General features: G+C 67.6%; 21 protein-coding genes and 1 pseudogene. 7 read left to right on the top strand and 15 right to left on the bottom strand.

The features are described 5' to 3' along the window. Positions 1 to 322 (top strand): LysR substrate-binding domain-containing protein (locus QZ709_RS00185; protein ID WP_366937127.1); only part of this gene is annotated, 322 nt, incomplete at its 5' end. Here the strand turns inward: QZ709_RS00185 and mog are convergent. Together mog and yjgA are read right to left on the bottom strand one after the other, a co-directional pair. Continuing rightward, a complete protein-coding gene (gene mog, locus QZ709_RS00180) occupies positions 313 to 927 on the bottom strand; it encodes a molybdopterin adenylyltransferase (protein WP_294635412.1) in 615 nt (204 codons plus the stop codon). The two genes, QZ709_RS00185 and mog, sit on opposite strands and share 10 nt — an antisense overlap. Positions 928 to 939: 12 nt before the next feature. Beyond that, a complete protein-coding gene (yjgA, locus tag QZ709_RS00175) occupies positions 940 to 1,536 on the bottom strand; it encodes a ribosome biogenesis factor YjgA (protein ID WP_294635411.1) in 597 nt (198 codons plus the stop codon). A 42-nt stretch (positions 1,537 to 1,578) separates the two neighbouring features. Here yjgA and pmbA point away from each other — a divergent pair, with 42 nt between their 5' ends. The 4 genes from pmbA to QZ709_RS00155 all read left to right on the top strand — a co-directional run bounded on the left by pmbA (position 1,579) and on the right by QZ709_RS00155 (position 5,125). After that, positions 1,579 to 2,985 (top strand): metalloprotease PmbA, encoded by a 1,407-nt coding sequence (gene pmbA, locus QZ709_RS00170; RefSeq protein WP_294635410.1) that lies wholly within the window; start codon positions 1,579 to 1,581, stop codon positions 2,983 to 2,985. A 124-nt stretch (positions 2,986 to 3,109) separates the two neighbouring features. Continuing rightward, a complete protein-coding gene (locus tag QZ709_RS00165) occupies positions 3,110 to 4,192 on the top strand; it encodes a TRAP transporter substrate-binding protein (protein ID WP_294635409.1) in 1,083 nt (360 codons plus the stop codon). 40 nt (positions 4,193 to 4,232) lie between these two features. After that, the gene (locus tag QZ709_RS00160) at positions 4,233 to 4,556 is read left to right on the top strand and encodes a cupin domain-containing protein (RefSeq protein WP_294635408.1); all 324 of its coding nucleotides are present in this window, start codon (positions 4,233 to 4,235) and stop codon (positions 4,554 to 4,556) included. Between the two features lie 131 nt (positions 4,557 to 4,687). Next, positions 4,688 to 5,125: a YbaN family protein gene (locus QZ709_RS00155; protein WP_294635407.1), complete on the top strand. Its 438-nt coding sequence runs from the start codon at positions 4,688 to 4,690 to the stop codon at positions 5,123 to 5,125. On the opposite strand, the gene QZ709_RS00150 is transcribed toward QZ709_RS00155, so the two are convergent. The 11 genes from QZ709_RS00150 to QZ709_RS00100 all read right to left on the bottom strand — a co-directional run bounded on the left by QZ709_RS00150 (position 5,083) and on the right by QZ709_RS00100 (position 14,256). After that, complete coding sequence (locus tag QZ709_RS00150) at positions 5,083 to 6,636, bottom strand: TRAP transporter large permease subunit (protein WP_294635413.1); 1,554 nt, start codon at positions 6,634 to 6,636, stop codon at positions 5,083 to 5,085. The two genes, QZ709_RS00155 and QZ709_RS00150, sit on opposite strands and share 43 nt — an antisense overlap. Beyond that, complete coding sequence (locus QZ709_RS00145) at positions 6,636 to 7,169, bottom strand: TRAP transporter small permease subunit (protein ID WP_294635406.1); 534 nt, start codon at positions 7,167 to 7,169, stop codon at positions 6,636 to 6,638. Before QZ709_RS00145 ends, QZ709_RS00150 begins: the two co-directional genes overlap by 1 nt. Positions 7,170 to 7,243: 74 nt before the next feature. Next, on the bottom strand, positions 7,244 to 7,597 hold the full coding sequence (locus QZ709_RS00140) for a TIGR01244 family sulfur transferase (protein WP_294635405.1): 354 nt from the start codon (positions 7,595 to 7,597) through the stop codon (positions 7,244 to 7,246). 40 nt (positions 7,598 to 7,637) lie between these two features. Continuing rightward, positions 7,638 to 8,084: a GatB/YqeY domain-containing protein gene (locus QZ709_RS00135; RefSeq protein WP_294635404.1), complete on the bottom strand. Its 447-nt coding sequence runs from the start codon at positions 8,082 to 8,084 to the stop codon at positions 7,638 to 7,640. Positions 8,085 to 8,273: 189 nt separating this feature from the next. Further along, positions 8,274 to 8,486: a 30S ribosomal protein S21 gene (gene rpsU, locus QZ709_RS00130; RefSeq protein ID WP_012346814.1), complete on the bottom strand. Its 213-nt coding sequence runs from the start codon at positions 8,484 to 8,486 to the stop codon at positions 8,274 to 8,276. A 332-nt stretch (positions 8,487 to 8,818) separates the two neighbouring features. Continuing rightward, on the bottom strand, positions 8,819 to 9,394 hold the full coding sequence (gene folK, locus QZ709_RS00125; protein ID WP_294635403.1) for a 2-amino-4-hydroxy-6-hydroxymethyldihydropteridine diphosphokinase: 576 nt from the start codon (positions 9,392 to 9,394) through the stop codon (positions 8,819 to 8,821). Continuing rightward, positions 9,391 to 10,932, bottom strand: coding sequence for a polynucleotide adenylyltransferase PcnB (gene pcnB / locus QZ709_RS00120; RefSeq protein WP_294635402.1), 1,542 nt, complete (start codon positions 10,930 to 10,932; stop codon positions 9,391 to 9,393). The genes folK and pcnB overlap by 4 nt, the downstream gene beginning before the upstream one ends. Beyond that, entirely contained in the window at positions 10,929 to 11,597 is a 669-nt protein-coding gene (locus QZ709_RS00115; protein ID WP_294635401.1) for an HAD family hydrolase, read from the bottom strand. The genes pcnB and QZ709_RS00115 overlap by 4 nt, the downstream gene beginning before the upstream one ends. Next, positions 11,594 to 12,346 carry a DnaA regulatory inactivator Hda gene (locus QZ709_RS00110; RefSeq protein WP_294635400.1) on the bottom strand — a complete coding sequence of 251 codons (753 nt, stop codon included), beginning with the start codon at positions 12,344 to 12,346 and terminating at the stop codon, positions 11,594 to 11,596. Before QZ709_RS00110 ends, QZ709_RS00115 begins: the two co-directional genes overlap by 4 nt. Before the next feature lie 21 nt (positions 12,347 to 12,367). Then, positions 12,368 to 13,447: an AI-2E family transporter gene (locus QZ709_RS00105; protein ID WP_294635399.1), complete on the bottom strand. Its 1,080-nt coding sequence runs from the start codon at positions 13,445 to 13,447 to the stop codon at positions 12,368 to 12,370. A 74-nt stretch (positions 13,448 to 13,521) separates the two neighbouring features. Beyond that, on the bottom strand, positions 13,522 to 14,256 hold the full coding sequence (locus QZ709_RS00100; protein WP_294635398.1) for a hypothetical protein: 735 nt from the start codon (positions 14,254 to 14,256) through the stop codon (positions 13,522 to 13,524). 211 nt (positions 14,257 to 14,467) lie between these two features. Here QZ709_RS00100 and plsY point away from each other — a divergent pair, with 211 nt between their 5' ends. Continuing rightward, on the top strand, positions 14,468 to 15,073 hold the full coding sequence (plsY, locus tag QZ709_RS00095; protein ID WP_366937128.1) for a glycerol-3-phosphate 1-O-acyltransferase PlsY: 606 nt from the start codon (positions 14,468 to 14,470) through the stop codon (positions 15,071 to 15,073). Positions 15,074 to 15,075: 2 nt separating this feature from the next. After that, positions 15,076 to 15,468, top strand: coding sequence for a glutaredoxin family protein (locus QZ709_RS00090; RefSeq protein ID WP_294635396.1), 393 nt, complete (start codon positions 15,076 to 15,078; stop codon positions 15,466 to 15,468). A gap of 15 nt (positions 15,469 to 15,483) precedes the next feature. Here the strand turns inward: QZ709_RS00090 and QZ709_RS00085 are convergent, their stop codons facing one another. Both QZ709_RS00085 and QZ709_RS00080 read right to left on the bottom strand, forming a co-directional pair. Beyond that, a complete protein-coding gene (locus QZ709_RS00085; RefSeq protein WP_294635395.1) occupies positions 15,484 to 16,110 on the bottom strand; it encodes an L-threonylcarbamoyladenylate synthase in 627 nt (208 codons plus the stop codon). A 51-nt stretch (positions 16,111 to 16,161) separates the two neighbouring features. Next, positions 16,162 to 16,661, bottom strand: a pseudogene (locus QZ709_RS00080) (phosphatase); the annotation flags it as partial.

The following is a 16,661-nucleotide window of genomic DNA, read 5'->3' as shown; positions in this document are numbered from 1 at the left end:
GTTGAGCCGGCAAGGGCTGCGCCGCCAGATCGGCCTGCGTTGCCGGCACTATTTTGCGGCCTGCCGCGTCGTCAGCCAGACAGACATGCTGCTGACCATGCCGCAGCAGTACGCCCGCGTGGCCAACCAGCACTTCGACAACGTGCTGCACGACTTCCCGCTGAGCCCGGCCCAGCTGGACGCCCATCTGTACTGGCACGCCGCCATGGAGGACGACCCCGCCAACCAGTGGCTGCGCGCCCGCATCATCGACGCTGTGCAGCGCGAACTGGCGAACCTGGGCCTGCCGCCCGGATCGCCGGAGACGGAAACTCAGGCCTGAAGGCCGGGTGACGGGCGACGGGCCGATTTCGGCCGGAAGGCCTCGCACACCGCGGAATCGGTCTCGATGTAGGGGCCACCGATCAGATCGATGCAGTACGGCACCGCTGCGAAGATGCCGGGCACAACGGCACGCCCTTCAGCGTCTCGCAGGCCTTCCAGCGTCTCCGCGATGGACTTGGGCTGCCCCGGCAGGTTGAGGATCAGCGCCTGCTTGCGGATGACCGCCGTCTGCCGCGACAGGATGGCGGTCGGCACGAAGCGCAGGCTGATCTGGCGCATCTGCTCGCCAAACCCGGGCATTTCCTTGTCGGCCACGTCGAGCGTGGCCTCCGGCGTCACATCGCGCAGCGCCGGGCCCGTGCCCCCGGTGGTCAGCACCAGATGGCAGCCTTCTTCGTCCACCAGTTCGCGCAGGGTCTGCGCGATCAGGGCGCGCTCGTCGGCAATCAACCGCGGCACCCACGTGACCGGATTGCGCACCGCGCGGCCCAGCCAGTCCTGCAAGGCGGGCAGCCCCTTGTCCTCGTAGACGCCACTGCTGGCGCGGTCGCTGATGGAGACGACGCCGATGCGCACGGCGTCCAGCACGAGATCGGATGTCACGGTCAAGCCCCTTCAGTCGTCTGACTGGTCGCCGGCATCGGACGACATCGCAGGCGGTTCACCGTCGGCCATCATCGCCTGCTTGATGAACTGGAACAGCTCGCGGAAAGCGCGGCCATTGCGCTTGTCGGGCTCGGCCGCCTGGTCCTTGCGGGCGTTGCGAATCAGGGCGCGCAGCTGCTGCACGTCGGTGTCCGGGTGCTCGGCCACCCAGCGCGTGACGACGTCCTTGTCGTCGCTCAGCAGCTCGGCACGCCAGCGTTCGGCCTGGTGCAGCTCCAGCGCATTGCGGGCATGGCCCATCTGGAACTCGGCCACGGCTTCGCGCAGGGGCTCGGGATCGACCTCGCGCATCACCTTGCCGATGAACTGCAGCTGGCGCCGCTTTCCCTCGAAGGATCGCGTGGATTTGTAGTTGGCCAGGGCATCGCGCAACCGCTCCGGCATCGGGATGTCGTCCAGGCGCGAATCGGGCATCTCCAGCAGCTGCTTGCCCAGGGCCTGCAGGTCGTGGCTCATGCGCTTGAGCGCGCTCTTGCTCGGACGGCCGCCAAACGGGTCGTCACCACCGTCCACACCGGCGTCTTGATCAAAATGTTTCGGATTCATGTGGTCGCTATGATACGGGGGCCCTCTACACCAGACCACAACATGGCCGCCAAGAACAGCAAGTCCTCCTCCGGCAAGACCTCCGCTTCGCAGTCCAACGGCTTTGCGTACAGCCGCGAACAGTTCCAGCAGTTGATCGAAGACACCCTGGGCCTGGCCAAGAAGCTGGGCGCCAGCGATGCCGCCGCCGAGGTCTCCGAAGGCATGGGCCTGTCGGTGTCGGTCCGCAAGGGCAAGCTCGAGAACGTCGAGCGCAACCGCGACAAGACCATCGGCGTGACCGTCTATGTGGGCCAGCGCCGCGGCAACGCCAGCACGTCCGACTTCTCGCCCGAGGCGCTGGAGCAAACCGTGCGGGCCGCCTACGACATCGCCCGCTACACCGCCGAAGACCCAGCCGCCGGCCTGCCCGATGCGGACGACCTGGCCCTGGGTCGCGCGGCCAAGCGCGATCTGGACCTGTTCCACCCCTGGGCCATCGACGCCGAAGGCGCGGCCGAACTCGCCCGCCGCTGCGAAGAGGCCGCCCTGGTGGTCGACAAGCGCATCACCAACTCCGAAGGCGCCGGCGTGTCGGCCCAGCAGTCGCACTTCTTTGCCGGCAACACGCGCGGCTTCCGCGGCGGCTATGCCAGCTCGCGCCACTCGCTGTCGGTGTCGCCCATTGCCGGGCGTGGCAACGACATGCAGCGCGACTTCTGGTACACCTCCGAGCGCGATGCCCGCGACATGGCCAAGCCCGAAGCGGTGGGCCGCTATGCGGCCGAGCGCGCGCTGTCGCGGCTGAAGTCGCGCAAGATCGCCACCTGTGAAGTGCCGGTGCTGTTCGAAAGCACGCTGGCCGCCGGCCTGCTGGGCGCCTACGTGCAGGCCACCAGCGGTGGCGCGCTCTACCGCAAGGCCACCTTCCTGCTCGACAGCCTGGGCAAGCCCGTCTTCCCAAAGCACATCGACATCATCGAAGACCCGCACATCCTCAAGGGCAAGGGCAGCGCCCCGTTCGACGACGAAGGCGTGCTCACGCGCAAGCGCCGCGTGGTCAAGGCCGGCGTCACGCAGGGATACTTCCTGTCGAGCTATTCGGCGCGCAAGCTGGGCATGAAGACCACCGGCCATGCCGGCGGCTCGCAGAACCTGGTGATGCTCAGCAAATTGACCGACCCGAAGGACAACCTCAAGGCCATGCTCAAGAAGCTGGGCACCGGCCTGTTCGTCACCGAACTCATGGGCCAGGGCGTGAACTACGTGACCGGCGACTATTCGCGCGGCGCGGCGGGCTACTGGGTGGAGAACGGCGTGATCCAGTTCCCCGTGCACGAGATCACCATTGCCGGCCACCTGGGCGAGATGTTCCAGCAGATCGTGGCCATTGGCGCCGATGCCTACACCTACGGCAGCAAGACGGTCGGCTCGGTGCTGATCGAGAAGATGAAGATCGCCGGGCACTGAGGCACGGCACTGCCCGCACGGCGTGCGGGTAAACACCATCGCCTGATCGCCCGGCGGCGCAGCGGGGCTCCCTAGAATCGCCCGAGTTGTCCCTCAGAACCGATTCGACAGGAGCCCTTCCCACATGGAACGCCGCCGCTTCATCCACGGTGCCGGCCTCGCCGGCGTGCTGGCCGCTGGTGCCGCCCCCGCCATCGTCCACGCGCAGGCCAATGTGCGCTGGCGCCTGGCCTCCAGCTTCCCCAAGTCGCTCGACACCATCTACGGCGCCTCCGAGGTCTTCGCCAAGAAGGTGTCCGAGATGTCGGGCGGCAAGTTCCAGATCTCGATCCACGCAGCCGGCGAGTTGATGCCTCCGTTCGGCGTGGTCGACGGCGTGCAGGCCGGCACGGTCGAGATGGCGCACACGGCGCCCTACTACTTCGTCGGCAAGGATGAAACCTTCGCCATCGGCTGCGCCATCCCGTTCGGCCTGAACTCGCGCCAGATGAGCGCCTGGATGTTCGAAGGCAACGGGCTGACGCTGATGCGAGAGTTCTACGCCCGCTACAACATCATCAACTTCCCGGGCGGCAACACGGGCGCGCAGATGGGTGGCTGGTACCGCAAGCCCATCACCAGCCTGGCCGACATGAAGGGCCTGAAGATGCGCGTGGCCGGCTTCGCAGGGCGCGTGATGGAGCAACTCGGCGTGGTGCCGCAGAACCTGCCCGGCGGCGAGATCTACCAGGCCCTGGAAAAAGGCACGATCGACGCGGCCGAGTGGGTCGGCCCCTATGACGACCAGAAGCTGGGCTTCTACAAGGTGGCGCCGAACTACCACTTCCCTGGCTGGTGGGAAGGCGGCCCGCAACTCGACTTCTTCATCAACCAGAAGGCCTTCAACAGCCTGAGCGCCGACTACAAGGCCATGGTGGAAGCCGCTGCGTCGCACGCCCACGTCGAGATGCAGGCGCGCTACGACGCACGCAACCCGCTGGCGCTCAAGCAACTGGTGGCCGCCAAGACCAAGCTGGTGCAGATGCCCAAGCCCGTGCTGGACGCGGCTTTCAAGGCCACGATGGACATCTGCAACGACCTGAACAACAAGAACCCGTCCTGGAAGAAGGTGTACGCCGACTACAGCAAGTTCCGCGCAGACCAGAACCTGTGGTTCCGCTTCACCGAGGCCACGTTCGACCGCTACATGCAGGCTGCCAAGCTGTGACCGGGGCTGCATCGGCCACAGCGCGGACCAGCAGGGTCTCATGAGCGCCCTGACCAACCTGTTTGCGGACGCCGCACCACCCGAGCGCGGCGAGCGCTTCGACGTGGTGCTGCGTCACCGCAACCTGGTGGTCGAACGCATCGTCAGTTCGGACGTCATCACGCCCACGCCCTACGAACAGGCGCAGGACGAGTGGGTGGTGCTGCTTCAGGGCGAAGCCGACCTCGAGGTCTCGGGCACCCGGCACACGCTGCGGCCCGGCGACCACGTGTTTCTGCCTGCGGGCACCCCGCACACCGTGCTGCGCACTGCGGCAGGCACGGTGTGGCTGGCCGTGCACCTGCATCCCTGCCCGCACGACTGAACCGCGACCAGGTCGCATTTCACGGCAGGCCCTTCGAGCGGGGCCCGGGCGAGTTCGCAGCGGGGTCACCCGCACCACCGTGTCTCGTTTTTCAGGCAGACTGGGAGCGAATGACACACGGAGCGAAGGCCATGCACCACGCCCACGCATCATCCTCTGGCAACCAGCGCCACTGGCGGGCCGACTGGAGTCAGCCTGCGCTGGAACGGACCTGGCGCACGGTCGGCATGCTCAGCATGGCCGTCGGCGTCATCAACGCCTTCATCCCACTCCTGCCCACCACCGTGTTCCTGCTCATCGGCGTGTGGGCGTATGGCAAGGGCGACCCGGCCATGCGCGAGCGTCTGCTGAACCACCCCCGCTACGGTCGCAGCCTCAGGCTGTGGATCGAGAACCGCCAGATCACCCGCCGGGGCAAGCTGGCAGCGGTCGGTGGCATCGCGCTCAGTGCCGCCATCACGGCAACCGCGCTCGGTCCGAGCCCCGTCATGTGGTTCGTTGTGGCCGCTTTGGTCGGGCTGAGCGCCTACCTGGCCACGCGCGCTGAGCCGGCTCCTGATGCAGCCTGATCCTCGGGCGGCGGGACATCGAAGGACGGGGGCGCATCGACGCCCTCCCCGGTCTCAGGGGCCGACGCACCTTCTTCGGCCGGGGTGAGCGCGTCGGTCGACTCTCCCGTGTCCTCGATCTGCATCTCGATGCGCACGGCGTCCGGATCGACCTTCGCCTCCTTGTCGAGCCAGTACGTCACCGACTGCGGCCAGAAGATGACCACGGCCACCAGCATCAACTGCATCACCACCCAGGGAATGGCGCCCAGGTAGATGTCGCGTGAGGCAATGGGGCGGGCAATGGCGCCGCTCTTGTAGATCTGGTCGGCCACCCCACGCAGGTAGAACAGCGCAAACCCGAACGGCGGGTGCATGAAGCTGGTCTGCATGTTCACGCACAGCAGCACGCCGAACCACACGAGGTCGATGCCCATTTTCTCGGCCACGGGGGCCAGCAGCGGCACGATGATGAAGGCGATCTCGAAGAAGTCGAGGAAGAACGCCAGGAAGAACACGAAGATGTTCACCGCGATCAGGAAGCCCACCGGGCCGCCCGGCAGGTGCGACATCAGGTCCTCGATCCAGATGTTGCCGTCGACGCCCTGGAAAACCAGCGAAAACACGCTGGAGCCCAGCAGGATGAAGATCACCATGGTGGTGACCCGCATGGTGGCGTCCATGGCCTGCCAGATCAGCGTGCGATTGAGCCGCTTGTGCATGGCCGCGAGCACCATGGCGCCAACGGCCCCGAGCGCACCGGCCTCGGTCGGTGTGGCCAGCCCCATGAACAGCGTGCCCAGAACGAGGAAGATCAGCACGATGGAGGGCAGCATGCCCCAGAGCACCTTGCGCCACAGCGGCCAGCCGCGCAGGGTGCGGGCGCTTTCCGGCAGCGCCGGAACCCATTGCGGCCGGAATACGGCCACAGCCAGCGTGAACAGCAGGAACAGCACCGTCTGCAACAGCGACGGGCCGATGGCGCCCAGGTACATGTCGCCCACCGAGCGGCCCAGCTGGTCGGCCAGCACCACCAGCACCAGGGACGGCGGAATGAGCTGCGTGATCGTGCCGGAGGCGGCAATCACGCCCGTGGCGTAGCGCATGTTGTAGCCATAGCGCGCCATGATGGGCAACGAAATCACGCCCATCGCGATCACGCTGGCCGCCACCGTGCCCGTGATGGCCCCCAGGATGGCCCCCACCACGATGACGGCGAAGCCCAGGCCGCCCGGCTTGCCGCCGAACAACTGGCCCGTGCCATCCAGCAGGTCTTCGGCCAGACCGCAGCGCTCCAGCAGCGCCCCCATGAAGGTGAAGAACGGGATGGACAGCAGCAACTCGTTCGACACGATGCCGAACAGACGCAGTGGCAGGTTGGCCATGAAGGCTTCCGGAAAGAAGCCTTGCGAAATGGCAAAGGCCCCGAAACCCAGGCCCAGCCCGGCCAGCGTGAACGCCACCGGAAACCCGACCAGCATCGCGACCACGAGGGCACCGAACATGATCGGCGCCAGGTGTTGCATCTCGATCATTGCAGCGGCCTCTCGTAATCCACCCGGGCCGCGGCGGTGTCACCACGCAGAAAGGCGACGCGCTTGAACAGCTCGGCCAGTCCCTGAAGGGCCAACAGCGCGAAGCCTGCTGGGATGGCAGCCTTGATCGGCCAGCGCAGCAGCCCGCCCGCGCTGGGAGAATGCTCCTGCTGCAGGTAGGACTCCACCGCGAACGGCCAGGCCATCCACGCCGTCACCACGCAGACGGGCAGCAGCACGAGGGCCAGCCCGAGCAGGTCGATCCAGGCCTTGGTGCGCGGCGAGCGCCCTCCGTACACCACATCGACCCGCACGTGCTCGTTGAGCCGCAGCAACAGGGGTGCGCCGGCGAAGACGGCCAAGCCGAACAGGTACCACTGCGCCTCCAGCCAGGCGTTCGAGCCCAGGCTGAAGGTGTAGCGCAGGGTGGCATTGCCGGCGCTGATCAGGCAGGCCAGCAGCAGCGCCCAGGCCGCGAGCACGCCGCAGGCGCGCGCCACGCCATCCATCAGGCGAACATAGCCTTGCATGGTTGTTCCTCCAGAATCCCGCCGGCTCGGGCCGGCTTGTCATCGTGCGTCGCCCGGTGAGTCGGGCGTGCCGCTCAGTCTTCGAGCGCGATCGCCTGCTGGTACAGGCGCGTGGAGCGGGCGCCGCTGCGGCAGAACATCAGCAGCGGACGCGGCAGCGTCTTGAGCAGCTCGGCGCAGCGGGCGATCTCTTCCGGAGACTGGTAGCCGCCGTTGACTGGCAGGTGGGCGTACGCCAGCCCCGCGGCCTTCGCGGCCGCCTCGATGGCGGCACTGGTGGGCTGCTCGGGGCCGCCTTCCATGTCAGGGCGGTTGTTGATCACGGCCTTGAATCCGGCCTCGGCCGCCGCCGCCATGGCGTCGGGCGTCAGCTGGGGGGCGGCGTACACGTCTTCGGCAATCGGGGCGAGGGATACGGACTGGCTCATGATCGATCCTTGTGACGAGGGAAACGGTGGGAGGCGGAGGTCAACCGGCCAGCGCGGCCTTCACGGCGGCAGAGACCTGGCCCATGTCGGCCTGCCCAGCCAGACGCTGTTTGGCGGCGCCCATGACCTTGCCCATGTCGCCAGGGCCGGATGCACCCAGCTCGGTGACGATGGCCTGGATGGCGGCGGCGATCTCGTCGGCGCTCAGGCGCTGCGGCAGGTAGGCCTCGAGCACGGTGATCTCGGCCTTTTCCTTGTCGGCCAGATCGGCGCGGGCGGCGGCTTCGTACTGCTGCGCGGCATCCTTGCGCTGCTTGATGAGCATGTCGACGATGGCCACCACCATGGTGTCATCCAGCTCCACGCGCTCGTCGACTTCCTTCTGCTTCATCGCGGCCAGCAGCATGCGGATGGTGCCGAGGCGATCGGCTTCCTTGGCGCGCATGGCGGCTTTCATGTCGTCGTTGATGCGTTGCTTGAGGCTCATGGTGGGCAGGTCCCGCAGCCGGGACGGAGAAAGAGACGGAAAAAGGGTCAAAAAGCGGCGCGAGCAGCAGGGACATGCAGCGACGGACCGCAGAAACGACAAAGCCTGCCTGGGCGTCCCCATGCAGGCTTGTTTGTCACTCGCTGCGCCGTGTCAGCGCATTGTGCGACAAGGTGTCCAGGAAGCGGATCAGTACAGCTTCTTGGGCAGCTGCATGCTGCGCACGCGCTTGTAATGACGCTTGACCGCGGCGGCCTTCTTGCGCTTGCGCTCAGCGGTGGGCTTCTCGTAGAACTCGCGGGCGCGCAGTTCGGTCAGCAGACCCAGCTTTTCGATGGTGCGCTTGAAGCGGCGCAGGGCCACGTCGAACGGCTCGTTTTCCTTGACACGGATGGTCGTCATTACAGATTCGCTTTCAGTGTGAATGCATTCAACGGGGCTTGAACGTGGCCGCCAGCCGCCTGCCTTCTGGTCGCCACACAAAACCCGGTGAAGGGTTCGCCTTGTTCAAGCCACCCGGGTCTGGTCCGTTTCCGGTTTCCGCGGATGGAAACGGATCTGACCTGCTCGGTGTGCACAGCAACGTCGAAAACAGCGCCTGCCGGCGGACTTCTTTGCAAACACGCACGAAGCCCCACCAACAAAGCCTGAGATTCTACCCCGAAATTGCTGGCATGGCGATATTCGCAGCCAGTCTGGCCGCAATTTCGTGGCCAGGGCAGCAAAACCACGCCTCAAAGACGGCGAATACGCTGAGCGGCCCGCAATGCGGCGCGTTCAGCTTCCGGGGGCAGGCCGACGGCGGCGGGCGGGCAATCGGCGCACGGCCAGTCGTCCCCCAGGCGCGCCAGCACCTCGGCCAGCGGCTCGAGCACGAAGGCACGGCCCATCATGCGCGGGTGCGGCAGGCTCAGGGTCGCGGACTGCCGCGTGGCTCCGCCGAACCACAACAGGTCGAGGTCCAGCGTGCGCGGCGCATGGTGATACGGGCGCTCACGGTCGTGGACGATTTCGAGGGCCAGCAACGCCGCGAGCAATTCCTGGGGGCCGAGTGCCGACGCCAGCACTGCCACAGCGTTGAGGTAATCCGGGCCGGAGGCGTCCACAGGTGCCGTTTCATACAGCGACGACACGCCCACCAGCCGGGTGCCGGGCAGCGCGGCCAGATCCTCCTGCGCGCGCGCGAGTCGGGCACGGACATCGCCCAGGTTGCCCCCCATGCCCACGAAGGCGAGGTGCCGGGGAACCGCGCTCAGCGCATCGGCAGCCCCGCTGATGTGCAGGCCGTCACGGCGCACGCTGACGCTCACTCCGCAGCCCCGACGTCGACCTGACGCTCGCCAGCCGGCTTGCGACGGCGACGGCGGCGCTTGCGGGCCGGGTCACCGCCGCCCTCGCCTTCGGTGCCACCGGCAGCCGCCTTGCTCTGGCGACGCTGCACCTCGAGTTGGCGTGCCTCGTCCAGCAGGCGACGGCGCTCGTGGTCGTCGGCCAGGGAGAAGTCTTCCCACCAGGTGGCCAGCTCCATGTCGAGCTCACCGGCCTGGGCACGCAGGCGCAGGAAGTCGAAGCCGGCGCGGAAGCGCGGCTGCTCGACCAGCGTGTACGGGCCATTGCCCACACGCCGCTCGAAACGCGGCTGCATGGTCCAGATCTCGCGCATGTCGGCGGCCAGCTTGCCGCGTCCGGAGATGTCGCCGATGCGGGCGTCGAACACGGCGTCGGTGGCCGACTGCAGCGCCGGGAACGGCGGCTCACCCTGGGCCTGGTTCCGCTTCCAGTGCTCGAGCACGTCGTGCCACAGCAGGCAGGCCAGCAGGAAGCTGGGCGCCACCGGCTTGCCCTCGCCCACCCGGCGGTCGGTGTCGTTGAGGGCCAGCTGCACGAACTGGTCGCGCCCCGGGTGGCGGCGGGCCTCGTCGAAGACGGCATCCAGCACCGGGAACACGCCGCGGTCCAGACCCTGCTTGCGCAGCTCGTTGAGCGACGCCGTGGCATGGCCTGTCTGCAGCAGCTTGATCATCTCGTCGAACAGGCGCGACTGGGGCACGTTCGACAGCAGGTCCGCCATCTCCGCAATGGGTTCGCGCGTGCGGGGTTCGATCTCGAAGCCGAGCTTGGCCGCGAAACGGACGACGCGGATGATGCGCACCGGGTCTTCGCGGTAACGCACTTCCGGCACGCCGATCATGCGCAGCACGCGCTTCTTGGCGTCCTTGATGCCGCCGTGGTAGTCGACGACCACGCCCGTGCGCGGGTCGTAGTACATCGCGTTGATCGTGAAGTCGCGGCGGGCGGCGTCCTGGTCCTGCGGGCCCCAGACGTTGTCGCGCAGCACACGTCCGCTGGCGTCCACCACCAGCGACTTGTCTGCCAGTTCCTTCTTGGACGTCTTTTCGTTGCCCTGCACCTGCTCGGCGGCCGACACGTCCATGTAGGCGCGGAAGGTGGAGACCTCGATGACCTCGTGCTCGCGGCCACGGCCGTACACCACGTGCACGATGCGGAAGCGCCGTCCGATGATGAAGGCGCGACGGAACAGCGCCTTGACCTGCTCGGGCGTGGCGTTGGTGGCCACGTCGAAGTCCTTGGGGCGCATGCCCAGGATCAGGTCACGCACCGCGCCGCCGACGATGTAGGCCTCGTAGCCGGCGTCCTGCAGCGTCTCGACCACCTTGCGGGCCCGTTCGTCCACCAGGCTGGGGTCGATCCCGTGCTCGCTGGCGGGCACGTCCACGCGCTTGCCCACCGGGATGCGCGGGGGCTTGGCGGCCTTGGCGCCCGGCGCGGCAGCGCGCTGGCGGGGGGGCTTCTTGCCGAGTATCTTGTCTATCAGGCTCTTGATCATGCGAACAGTCGAAGGATGCGCCAGCCGCGTTCACGGGCCACGGTCTCCAGCGCGGGGCTGGGATTGGTGGCCACCGGGTCGTTGGCGCGCTCCAGCAGGGGCAGGTCGTTGGGGGAGTCGCTGTAGAAGCTGACGCGCTCGAAGTCGCTCAGCCGTCGTCCCTTCTCCGACAGCCATTGTTCCACACGTGTGATCTTGCCTTCACGGAAAGATGGCACGCCGTCGATCTGGCCGGTGACGCGCCCGCCGACGTCGCGTACCAGGCGCACGGCCAGCAGGTCGTCGACGTTGAAGGCGTCGGCAATCGGGCGGGTCACGAACTCGTTGGTGGCGGTGACGATGGCGAGCAGGTCGCCCTGCGCGCGGTGGCGTTCGATCAGCTCGACCGCCTGCGGGTGGATGGCCGGCAGGATCACCTCTTCCATGAAGGTCTGTTGCAGGGCGGACTGGGCCTCGGCATCCAGTTCGCGCCAGATGCTGGTGGTGAAGGCGATGTACTCGTCCAGGACCAGGGTGCCGTTGCAGTACTGCTCGTAGAAGGCGTTGTTGCGCGCCCGGTAGGTCACGCCGTCGGCCAGCTCGTGGCGGATGAGGAACTCGCCGAACTCGTGGTCGGAGTCGAGCGGCAGCAGGGTGTGGTCGAGGTCGAATAGCGCAAGGTTCATGGGGTCTCCACGGCCAGCATCTGCTTGAGCAGGGGCACGGTGATCAGGCGGTGCTCGGCCAGCGCATAGCGGTCGAGCCGGTCGAGCAGGTTCATCAGAAAGCCCAGGTCGCGGCTGTGGCGCGTGAGCAGGTAGGACAGGACGCCCTCGCCGAGCGCCATGCCGCGGCGGGTGGCCTCGCGCTGCAGGGCATCGCGGACGCCGGCTTCATCAAGCGGATGCAACGCAAAGATCAGCCCCCAGCCCAGGCGGGTGCGCAGGTCATCGCGCACGGGCAGGTCCACCGGCGGCACGTTGCCGGCCGCCATGATGAACAGCGGCCCGGTCTCGGTCGGGCTCGAAGGGCTGGCGGACTCGATGAAGAGGTTGAAGGCCAGATGCTGGTGGTCGGCATCGAGCTGCTCACATTCGTCAATCAGGGCCAGCGTGGGCGACAGCGGGTCGGCCGCATCCCACATCTGGCAGGTCTGGGCATTGAGCCACACGACGCCCAGCCCCTTGCCCAGGGCGTGCTCGACCATGGCCCGCATGAGGTGGGTCTTGCCGGAGCCGGACGGGCCCCAGAGGTAGGCCGGTGACACCGGGCCGCTCACGGCCGGCCAGGCACGCAGCCAGCCCAGCAGATCGGCATTGGCACCCTCGACGAAGTCATCGAGGGAGTGGACGATGGCAGGCCCCAGGTCCAGCGGGATCTGGCGCATGGGCTGCACGCCCGCGGAACGACTCAGCAGCGAGTCCAGGTGACTCATGTTGACAACAGACAGACCGGATCAATCAGCCTGGTACAGGCGCGACGCCTGCCAGGCCAGGAGGGCACGGCGCCCCAGCACCATCATCAGCGCCGAGACGGGCAGCGCAATCAGCAGGCCCCAGAAGCCCATCCATTGCCCGAACAGCATCAGCGCGAAGATCACCCCCAGGGGGTGCAGCCCGATGCGCTCGCCGACGAGGCGGGGCGTGAGGAAGAAGCTCTCGACCACCTGCCCCAGCCCGTAAACCACTGCGACCGCCACCAGCGGCCACCACACACCTTGCTCGCCTGCGCCGAACTGCAGCAGCCCGGCCAGCAACGCCAGGATCATGCCCAGACCAAAGCCCAGATAGGGAATGCAGACGGCGAGCCCGGTGAACACGCCAATGGGCAGCGCCAGGCTGAAGCCGAAAGCCGAGAGGCCGACGCTGTAATACACGGCCAGCACGCCCATCACCAACAGCTGTCCGCGCAGGTACTGCCCGAAAAGCTCATCGCATTCGGCCATCACGGCTCGGCCGGGTGCGCGCCAGCGCGGCGGCACCAGCCTGCTCCACTGGCGCCCCAGGCGCTCCCAATCAAGCAGCCAGTAGAACGCCAGCATGGGCACCAGCAGGGCCATGCCGAACACCGACATCAGGCCGCCGCCGCCGGCCAGCACCGACTTCCAGATGGCCCCGCCCCACTGGCTGACGTGGTCCTGCATGAAGGCGACGAGCCAGTCCTTGAGCTCGTCCGCCGTGGCAGGCACGCTGAGTCCGAACTGGGACAGCCAGGGCACGACGCGCCCCCAGACGCCCACGAGCAGATCCGGCAGCTGCTCGCGCAGCATGGGCGTGAGCTTGGAGACGATGGGCACCAGCAGCACGAACACCGTGGCGGCCAGCAGAAGCACCGCCAGCAGGCACAGGCCGATGGCCAGGGCGCGCGGCACCCGCCACCGCTGCAGGCGCAGGACGGCCGGCTGCAGCACGTAGGCCAGCACCAGGCTCAGCAGGAAGGGCGCGACGATGGCGGCATGCCACCACAGCAGCACCGCCAGCACGAACCCGATGGTCAGCCAGACGAGGCGGCGCGAGGTCAGGAGAGGGGCAGACATGTGCGAGGCATTCTATCGGGCCACGCGCCGGTCTGCGGCGGCGCAACAACGGGGCGCCTCGCCCCGTCTCTCGGTCAACGATCTCGCCCGCCGTAAACCGCGCGCCGGGCACCCTCCAGTGCCTCTTCCAGCCGGGCCTGGCTGCGCTCCGCGGCCGGGCGGGCCTGCCAGTCGGCCACGATGGCGGCCTCCCTGCGCTTGTATTCCGCCAGCAAAGCGGCCTCGCGCGCCTGCTGTTCAGCGTCCGGCACGGGCACGGCGGCCTCGAGCCGGGCTTTCAGGGCATCGAGCTGCGCCTTGCGCGGGGCTTCGCTGTCTTCCAGGTCCGCCCAGATCGCGGTACCGAGCATCATGGCCTCGCCCAGCGTCACCTCACCCTGCTGGACGCGGTCCGGCAGTTGCGCCAGCAGACCGCGCCCCAGGCGCTGCCGGGAAGCCGCATCGGGCTGATCCTGCATGGCCTGCCACTGTTCGAAACCGCGTTGGAACCGCAGGTAAGCCACAACCCGCTGGAGCTCGGCCTGCGGATTGGCGGACTCGGCCATGGCGTCTTTCAGGGCGGACCATTCCGCCGCGTTGAAATCGGCCGGACGGCCATCTGCACCGACTGGGGGTGGGTTGAGCACCGCGGGGGACAGCGTCTGAGGCGCGTCCGCCAACGGGGAGCGGGCGGACGGCCCGGGCGCCCCGACGTGGCCATCGACCGCACGCGCGGACCACCACCATGCCGCCGCCGCCCCACACACGCCCAACGCGGCCACCCACACGCCGGCCCGTCGCCACAAAGGCCGCTTGTCGTAGGTGATCATGGTGAGGGCTCCCGGTGTCTGGTGTGGTTCGTCGTTTCAACTGCAAAGCGGGATTGTGCGGGCGCCAGGTCTGCTTCGAGAGGCAGAGCAAACCCCGGCGCCCCGCAATGATGGGGCGCGTCGGCGTCAGTCAGCGGGGGCAACCCACTACACTGGCGCCCTGTTGCCATCGTCTCTCTCCGGAATGAACCTCGCCAGCCTCGATCCCACCCTGTTGTGCGCCCTCGGCGCCGTGGCGGCCTACCTGATCGGCTCCCTGTCCTTTGCCGTCATCGTCAGCCGCCTGTTCGGCCTGGCCGACCCCCGAACCTATGGCTCGGGCAACCCCGGCGCCACGAACGTGCTGCGCTCGGGCAACAAGGGGGCGGCCATCCTGACCCTGCTGTTCGACGCCCTGAAGGGCTATGTGCCCGTGGTGGTGGCGCAGCAACTGGGCCTCGACACCCTGGTCGTGACGGTGGTGGGCCTGGCGGCCTTCATCGGCCATCTGTGGCCCGTGTTCTTCCGCTTTGTCGGCGGCAAGGGCGTGGCCACGGCGGCCGGCGTGCTGCTGGGTTTTGCGCCCGGACTGGGCGGCCTCGTGCTGCTGGTGTGGCTCGGCGTGGCCGCACTCACCCGCTACTCGTCGCTCGCCGCGCTGATCGCGGCCGTGGCTGCCCCGGCCATCCAGGTTTGGGGCTGGGGTCAAGGCCCGATGACGGCCGGGGTGATCCTGATGAGCGCCCTGCTGATCTGGCGCCATGCGGCCAACATCCGCAAGCTGCTTCAAGGCCAGGAAAGCAAGATCGGCCAGAAAGCCACCCCCAAACAGCCCTGACCATGATGCAGCCCGACGCTTCGCCCCCTCAGAACACCCGCCCTCGCCGCAAAAGCTGGCTGAGTCTGCTGGTGTTGCTGGCGGTGGTGGCCGGGGCGTCCGAAGGTTGGTCGCGGTGGCGCGACCGTGACATTGCGCAGGCGGTGAGATCCGGTGCGGCGCCCGGCGAGATCGAGATGTTCACCACGCAGACCTGCCCGTATTGCGCGCAGGCGCGCTACTGGTTGGATCGCCACGACATCAGCTGGCGCGAGTGCAATGTGGACACGACGCCATCGTGCCGCACCCGGTTCGAAGCACAAGGCGCACCGGGTGTGCCGCTGATGCATGTGCGGGGCCAGTGGCATCTGGGCTTCGATGCCCGATGGCTGGCAGAGGCGGTGCGGCGCCCTTGAGCGCCCTCTCGGGCTTCAGGCCAGGCCCAAGCGTGTCAGTTCGCCACGCCCTTCACGCAGCACTTCCGGCGTTCCACTGGTGAGGTCGATCACGGTCGTGGGCGCCATCGGGCAGGCGCCGGCATCGACAACAGCCTGAATGCGCTTCTCCAGCGCGACGCGGATGTCGTGCGCGTCGTTGAGCGCCTCTTCCTGGCCGGGCAGGATCAGGGTGGTGGCCAGCAGAGGCTGACCGAGGATTTCGAGCAGTGCCTGTGTGGTCGCGTGCTCGGGCACGCGCAGGCCGATCGTCCGCCGGGAAGGATGCGACACCCTGCGGGGCACCTCTTTGGTTGCCTCGAGGATGAAGGTATAAGGGCCCGGTGTGCCGAGCTTCAACAGACGGTACTGCGTGTTGTCGACGCGCGCATAGCTGGCCAGTTCGGACAGATCCCGGCACAACAGCGTCAGGTGATGCCGCTCATCGACGCCGCGGATGCGGCGAAGCTGGTCCACCGCAGACTTGTCGTCCAGGTGACACACGAGCGCGTAGCTCGAGTCGGTGGGCAGCGCAACGATCCCACCCTTGTGCAGGATGTCGGCGGCCTGCTTGAGCAGACGGGCCTGGGGATGTTCGGGGTGGACTTCGAAGTATTGGGCCATGAGCCCGATAGCGTACCGCGTTTCGCCAGCCCCCCCGCCCCCGGCACCCTGTCAGGCGCGCAGGATACGGTGTGCCAGCGCTTCCCACACCGGGGTGACGGTGCCGGGCAGATCGGGCAAGGTGCCCAAGTCGGTATGGCTCTCGGTCGGATCGTGGAAATCCGAACCGCGCGAAGCAAGCAGGTCGAACTCGCGGGCAACGTCGGCGTAGCGCTGGTATTCGGCAGCCGTGTGACTGCCCGTGACCACCTCCACGCCCACTCCGCCGTGGCCCTTGAATTCCGTGAACAGGGCGTATTCCTCGTTCGGGCTGAAGTCATAGCGGGCCGGGTGGGCGACCACCGCCACCCCGCCCGCGCCCGTGATCCACTTCACCGCGTCGCCCAGACGGGCCCAGCGGTGCGGCACGAAGCCTGGCTTGCCTTCCGTGAGGTAGCGGCGGAACACCTCGTGAGGATCGCCACACACACCGATCTCGACCATGTAGCGCGCGAAATGGGTGCGACTGATCAAGTCAGGATTGCCGACGTACTTCAACGCGCCTTCGAAAG

Origin of the sequence: uncultured Aquabacterium sp., assembly GCF_913773725.1 — a bacterium.
GTDB lineage: Bacteria > Pseudomonadota > Gammaproteobacteria > Burkholderiales > Burkholderiaceae_C > Aquabacterium.
Note: the sequence above shows the minus strand (reverse complement) of the source record. Positions and strands in the feature narration are given on the sequence as shown.

What these genes read in the sequence shown, in the direction of transcription:
- yjgA (WP_294635411.1), bottom strand. Translation starts at nt 1,536, where the DNA reads ATGAATCCGAAACATTTTGATCAAGACGCCGGTGTGGACGGTGGTGAC.
- pmbA (WP_294635410.1), top strand. Translation starts at nt 1,579, where the DNA reads ATGGCCGCCAAGAACAGCAAGTCCTCCTCCGGCAAGACCTCCGCTTCG.
- QZ709_RS00165 (WP_294635409.1), top strand. Translation starts at nt 3,110, where the DNA reads ATGGAACGCCGCCGCTTCATCCACGGTGCCGGCCTCGCCGGCGTGCTG.
- QZ709_RS00160 (WP_294635408.1), top strand. Translation starts at nt 4,233, where the DNA reads ATGAGCGCCCTGACCAACCTGTTTGCGGACGCCGCACCACCCGAGCGC.
- QZ709_RS00155 (WP_294635407.1), top strand. Translation starts at nt 4,688, where the DNA reads ATGCACCACGCCCACGCATCATCCTCTGGCAACCAGCGCCACTGGCGG.
- QZ709_RS00145 (WP_294635406.1), bottom strand. Translation starts at nt 7,169, where the DNA reads ATGCAAGGCTATGTTCGCCTGATGGATGGCGTGGCGCGCGCCTGCGGC.
- QZ709_RS00140 (WP_294635405.1), bottom strand. Translation starts at nt 7,597, where the DNA reads ATGAGCCAGTCCGTATCCCTCGCCCCGATTGCCGAAGACGTGTACGCC.
- QZ709_RS00135 (WP_294635404.1), bottom strand. Translation starts at nt 8,084, where the DNA reads ATGAGCCTCAAGCAACGCATCAACGACGACATGAAAGCCGCCATGCGC.
- rpsU (WP_012346814.1), bottom strand. Translation starts at nt 8,486, where the DNA reads ATGACGACCATCCGTGTCAAGGAAAACGAGCCGTTCGACGTGGCCCTG.
- pcnB (WP_294635402.1), bottom strand. Translation starts at nt 10,932, where the DNA reads ATGATCAAGAGCCTGATAGACAAGATACTCGGCAAGAAGCCCCCCCGC.
- QZ709_RS00115 (WP_294635401.1), bottom strand. Translation starts at nt 11,597, where the DNA reads ATGAACCTTGCGCTATTCGACCTCGACCACACCCTGCTGCCGCTCGAC.
- QZ709_RS00110 (WP_294635400.1), bottom strand. Translation starts at nt 12,346, where the DNA reads ATGAGTCACCTGGACTCGCTGCTGAGTCGTTCCGCGGGCGTGCAGCCC.
- QZ709_RS00105 (WP_294635399.1), bottom strand. Translation starts at nt 13,447, where the DNA reads ATGTCTGCCCCTCTCCTGACCTCGCGCCGCCTCGTCTGGCTGACCATC.
- QZ709_RS00100 (WP_294635398.1), bottom strand. Translation starts at nt 14,256, where the DNA reads ATGATCACCTACGACAAGCGGCCTTTGTGGCGACGGGCCGGCGTGTGG.
- QZ709_RS00090 (WP_294635396.1), top strand. Translation starts at nt 15,076, where the DNA reads ATGATGCAGCCCGACGCTTCGCCCCCTCAGAACACCCGCCCTCGCCGC.
- QZ709_RS00085 (WP_294635395.1), bottom strand. Translation starts at nt 16,110, where the DNA reads ATGGCCCAATACTTCGAAGTCCACCCCGAACATCCCCAGGCCCGTCTG.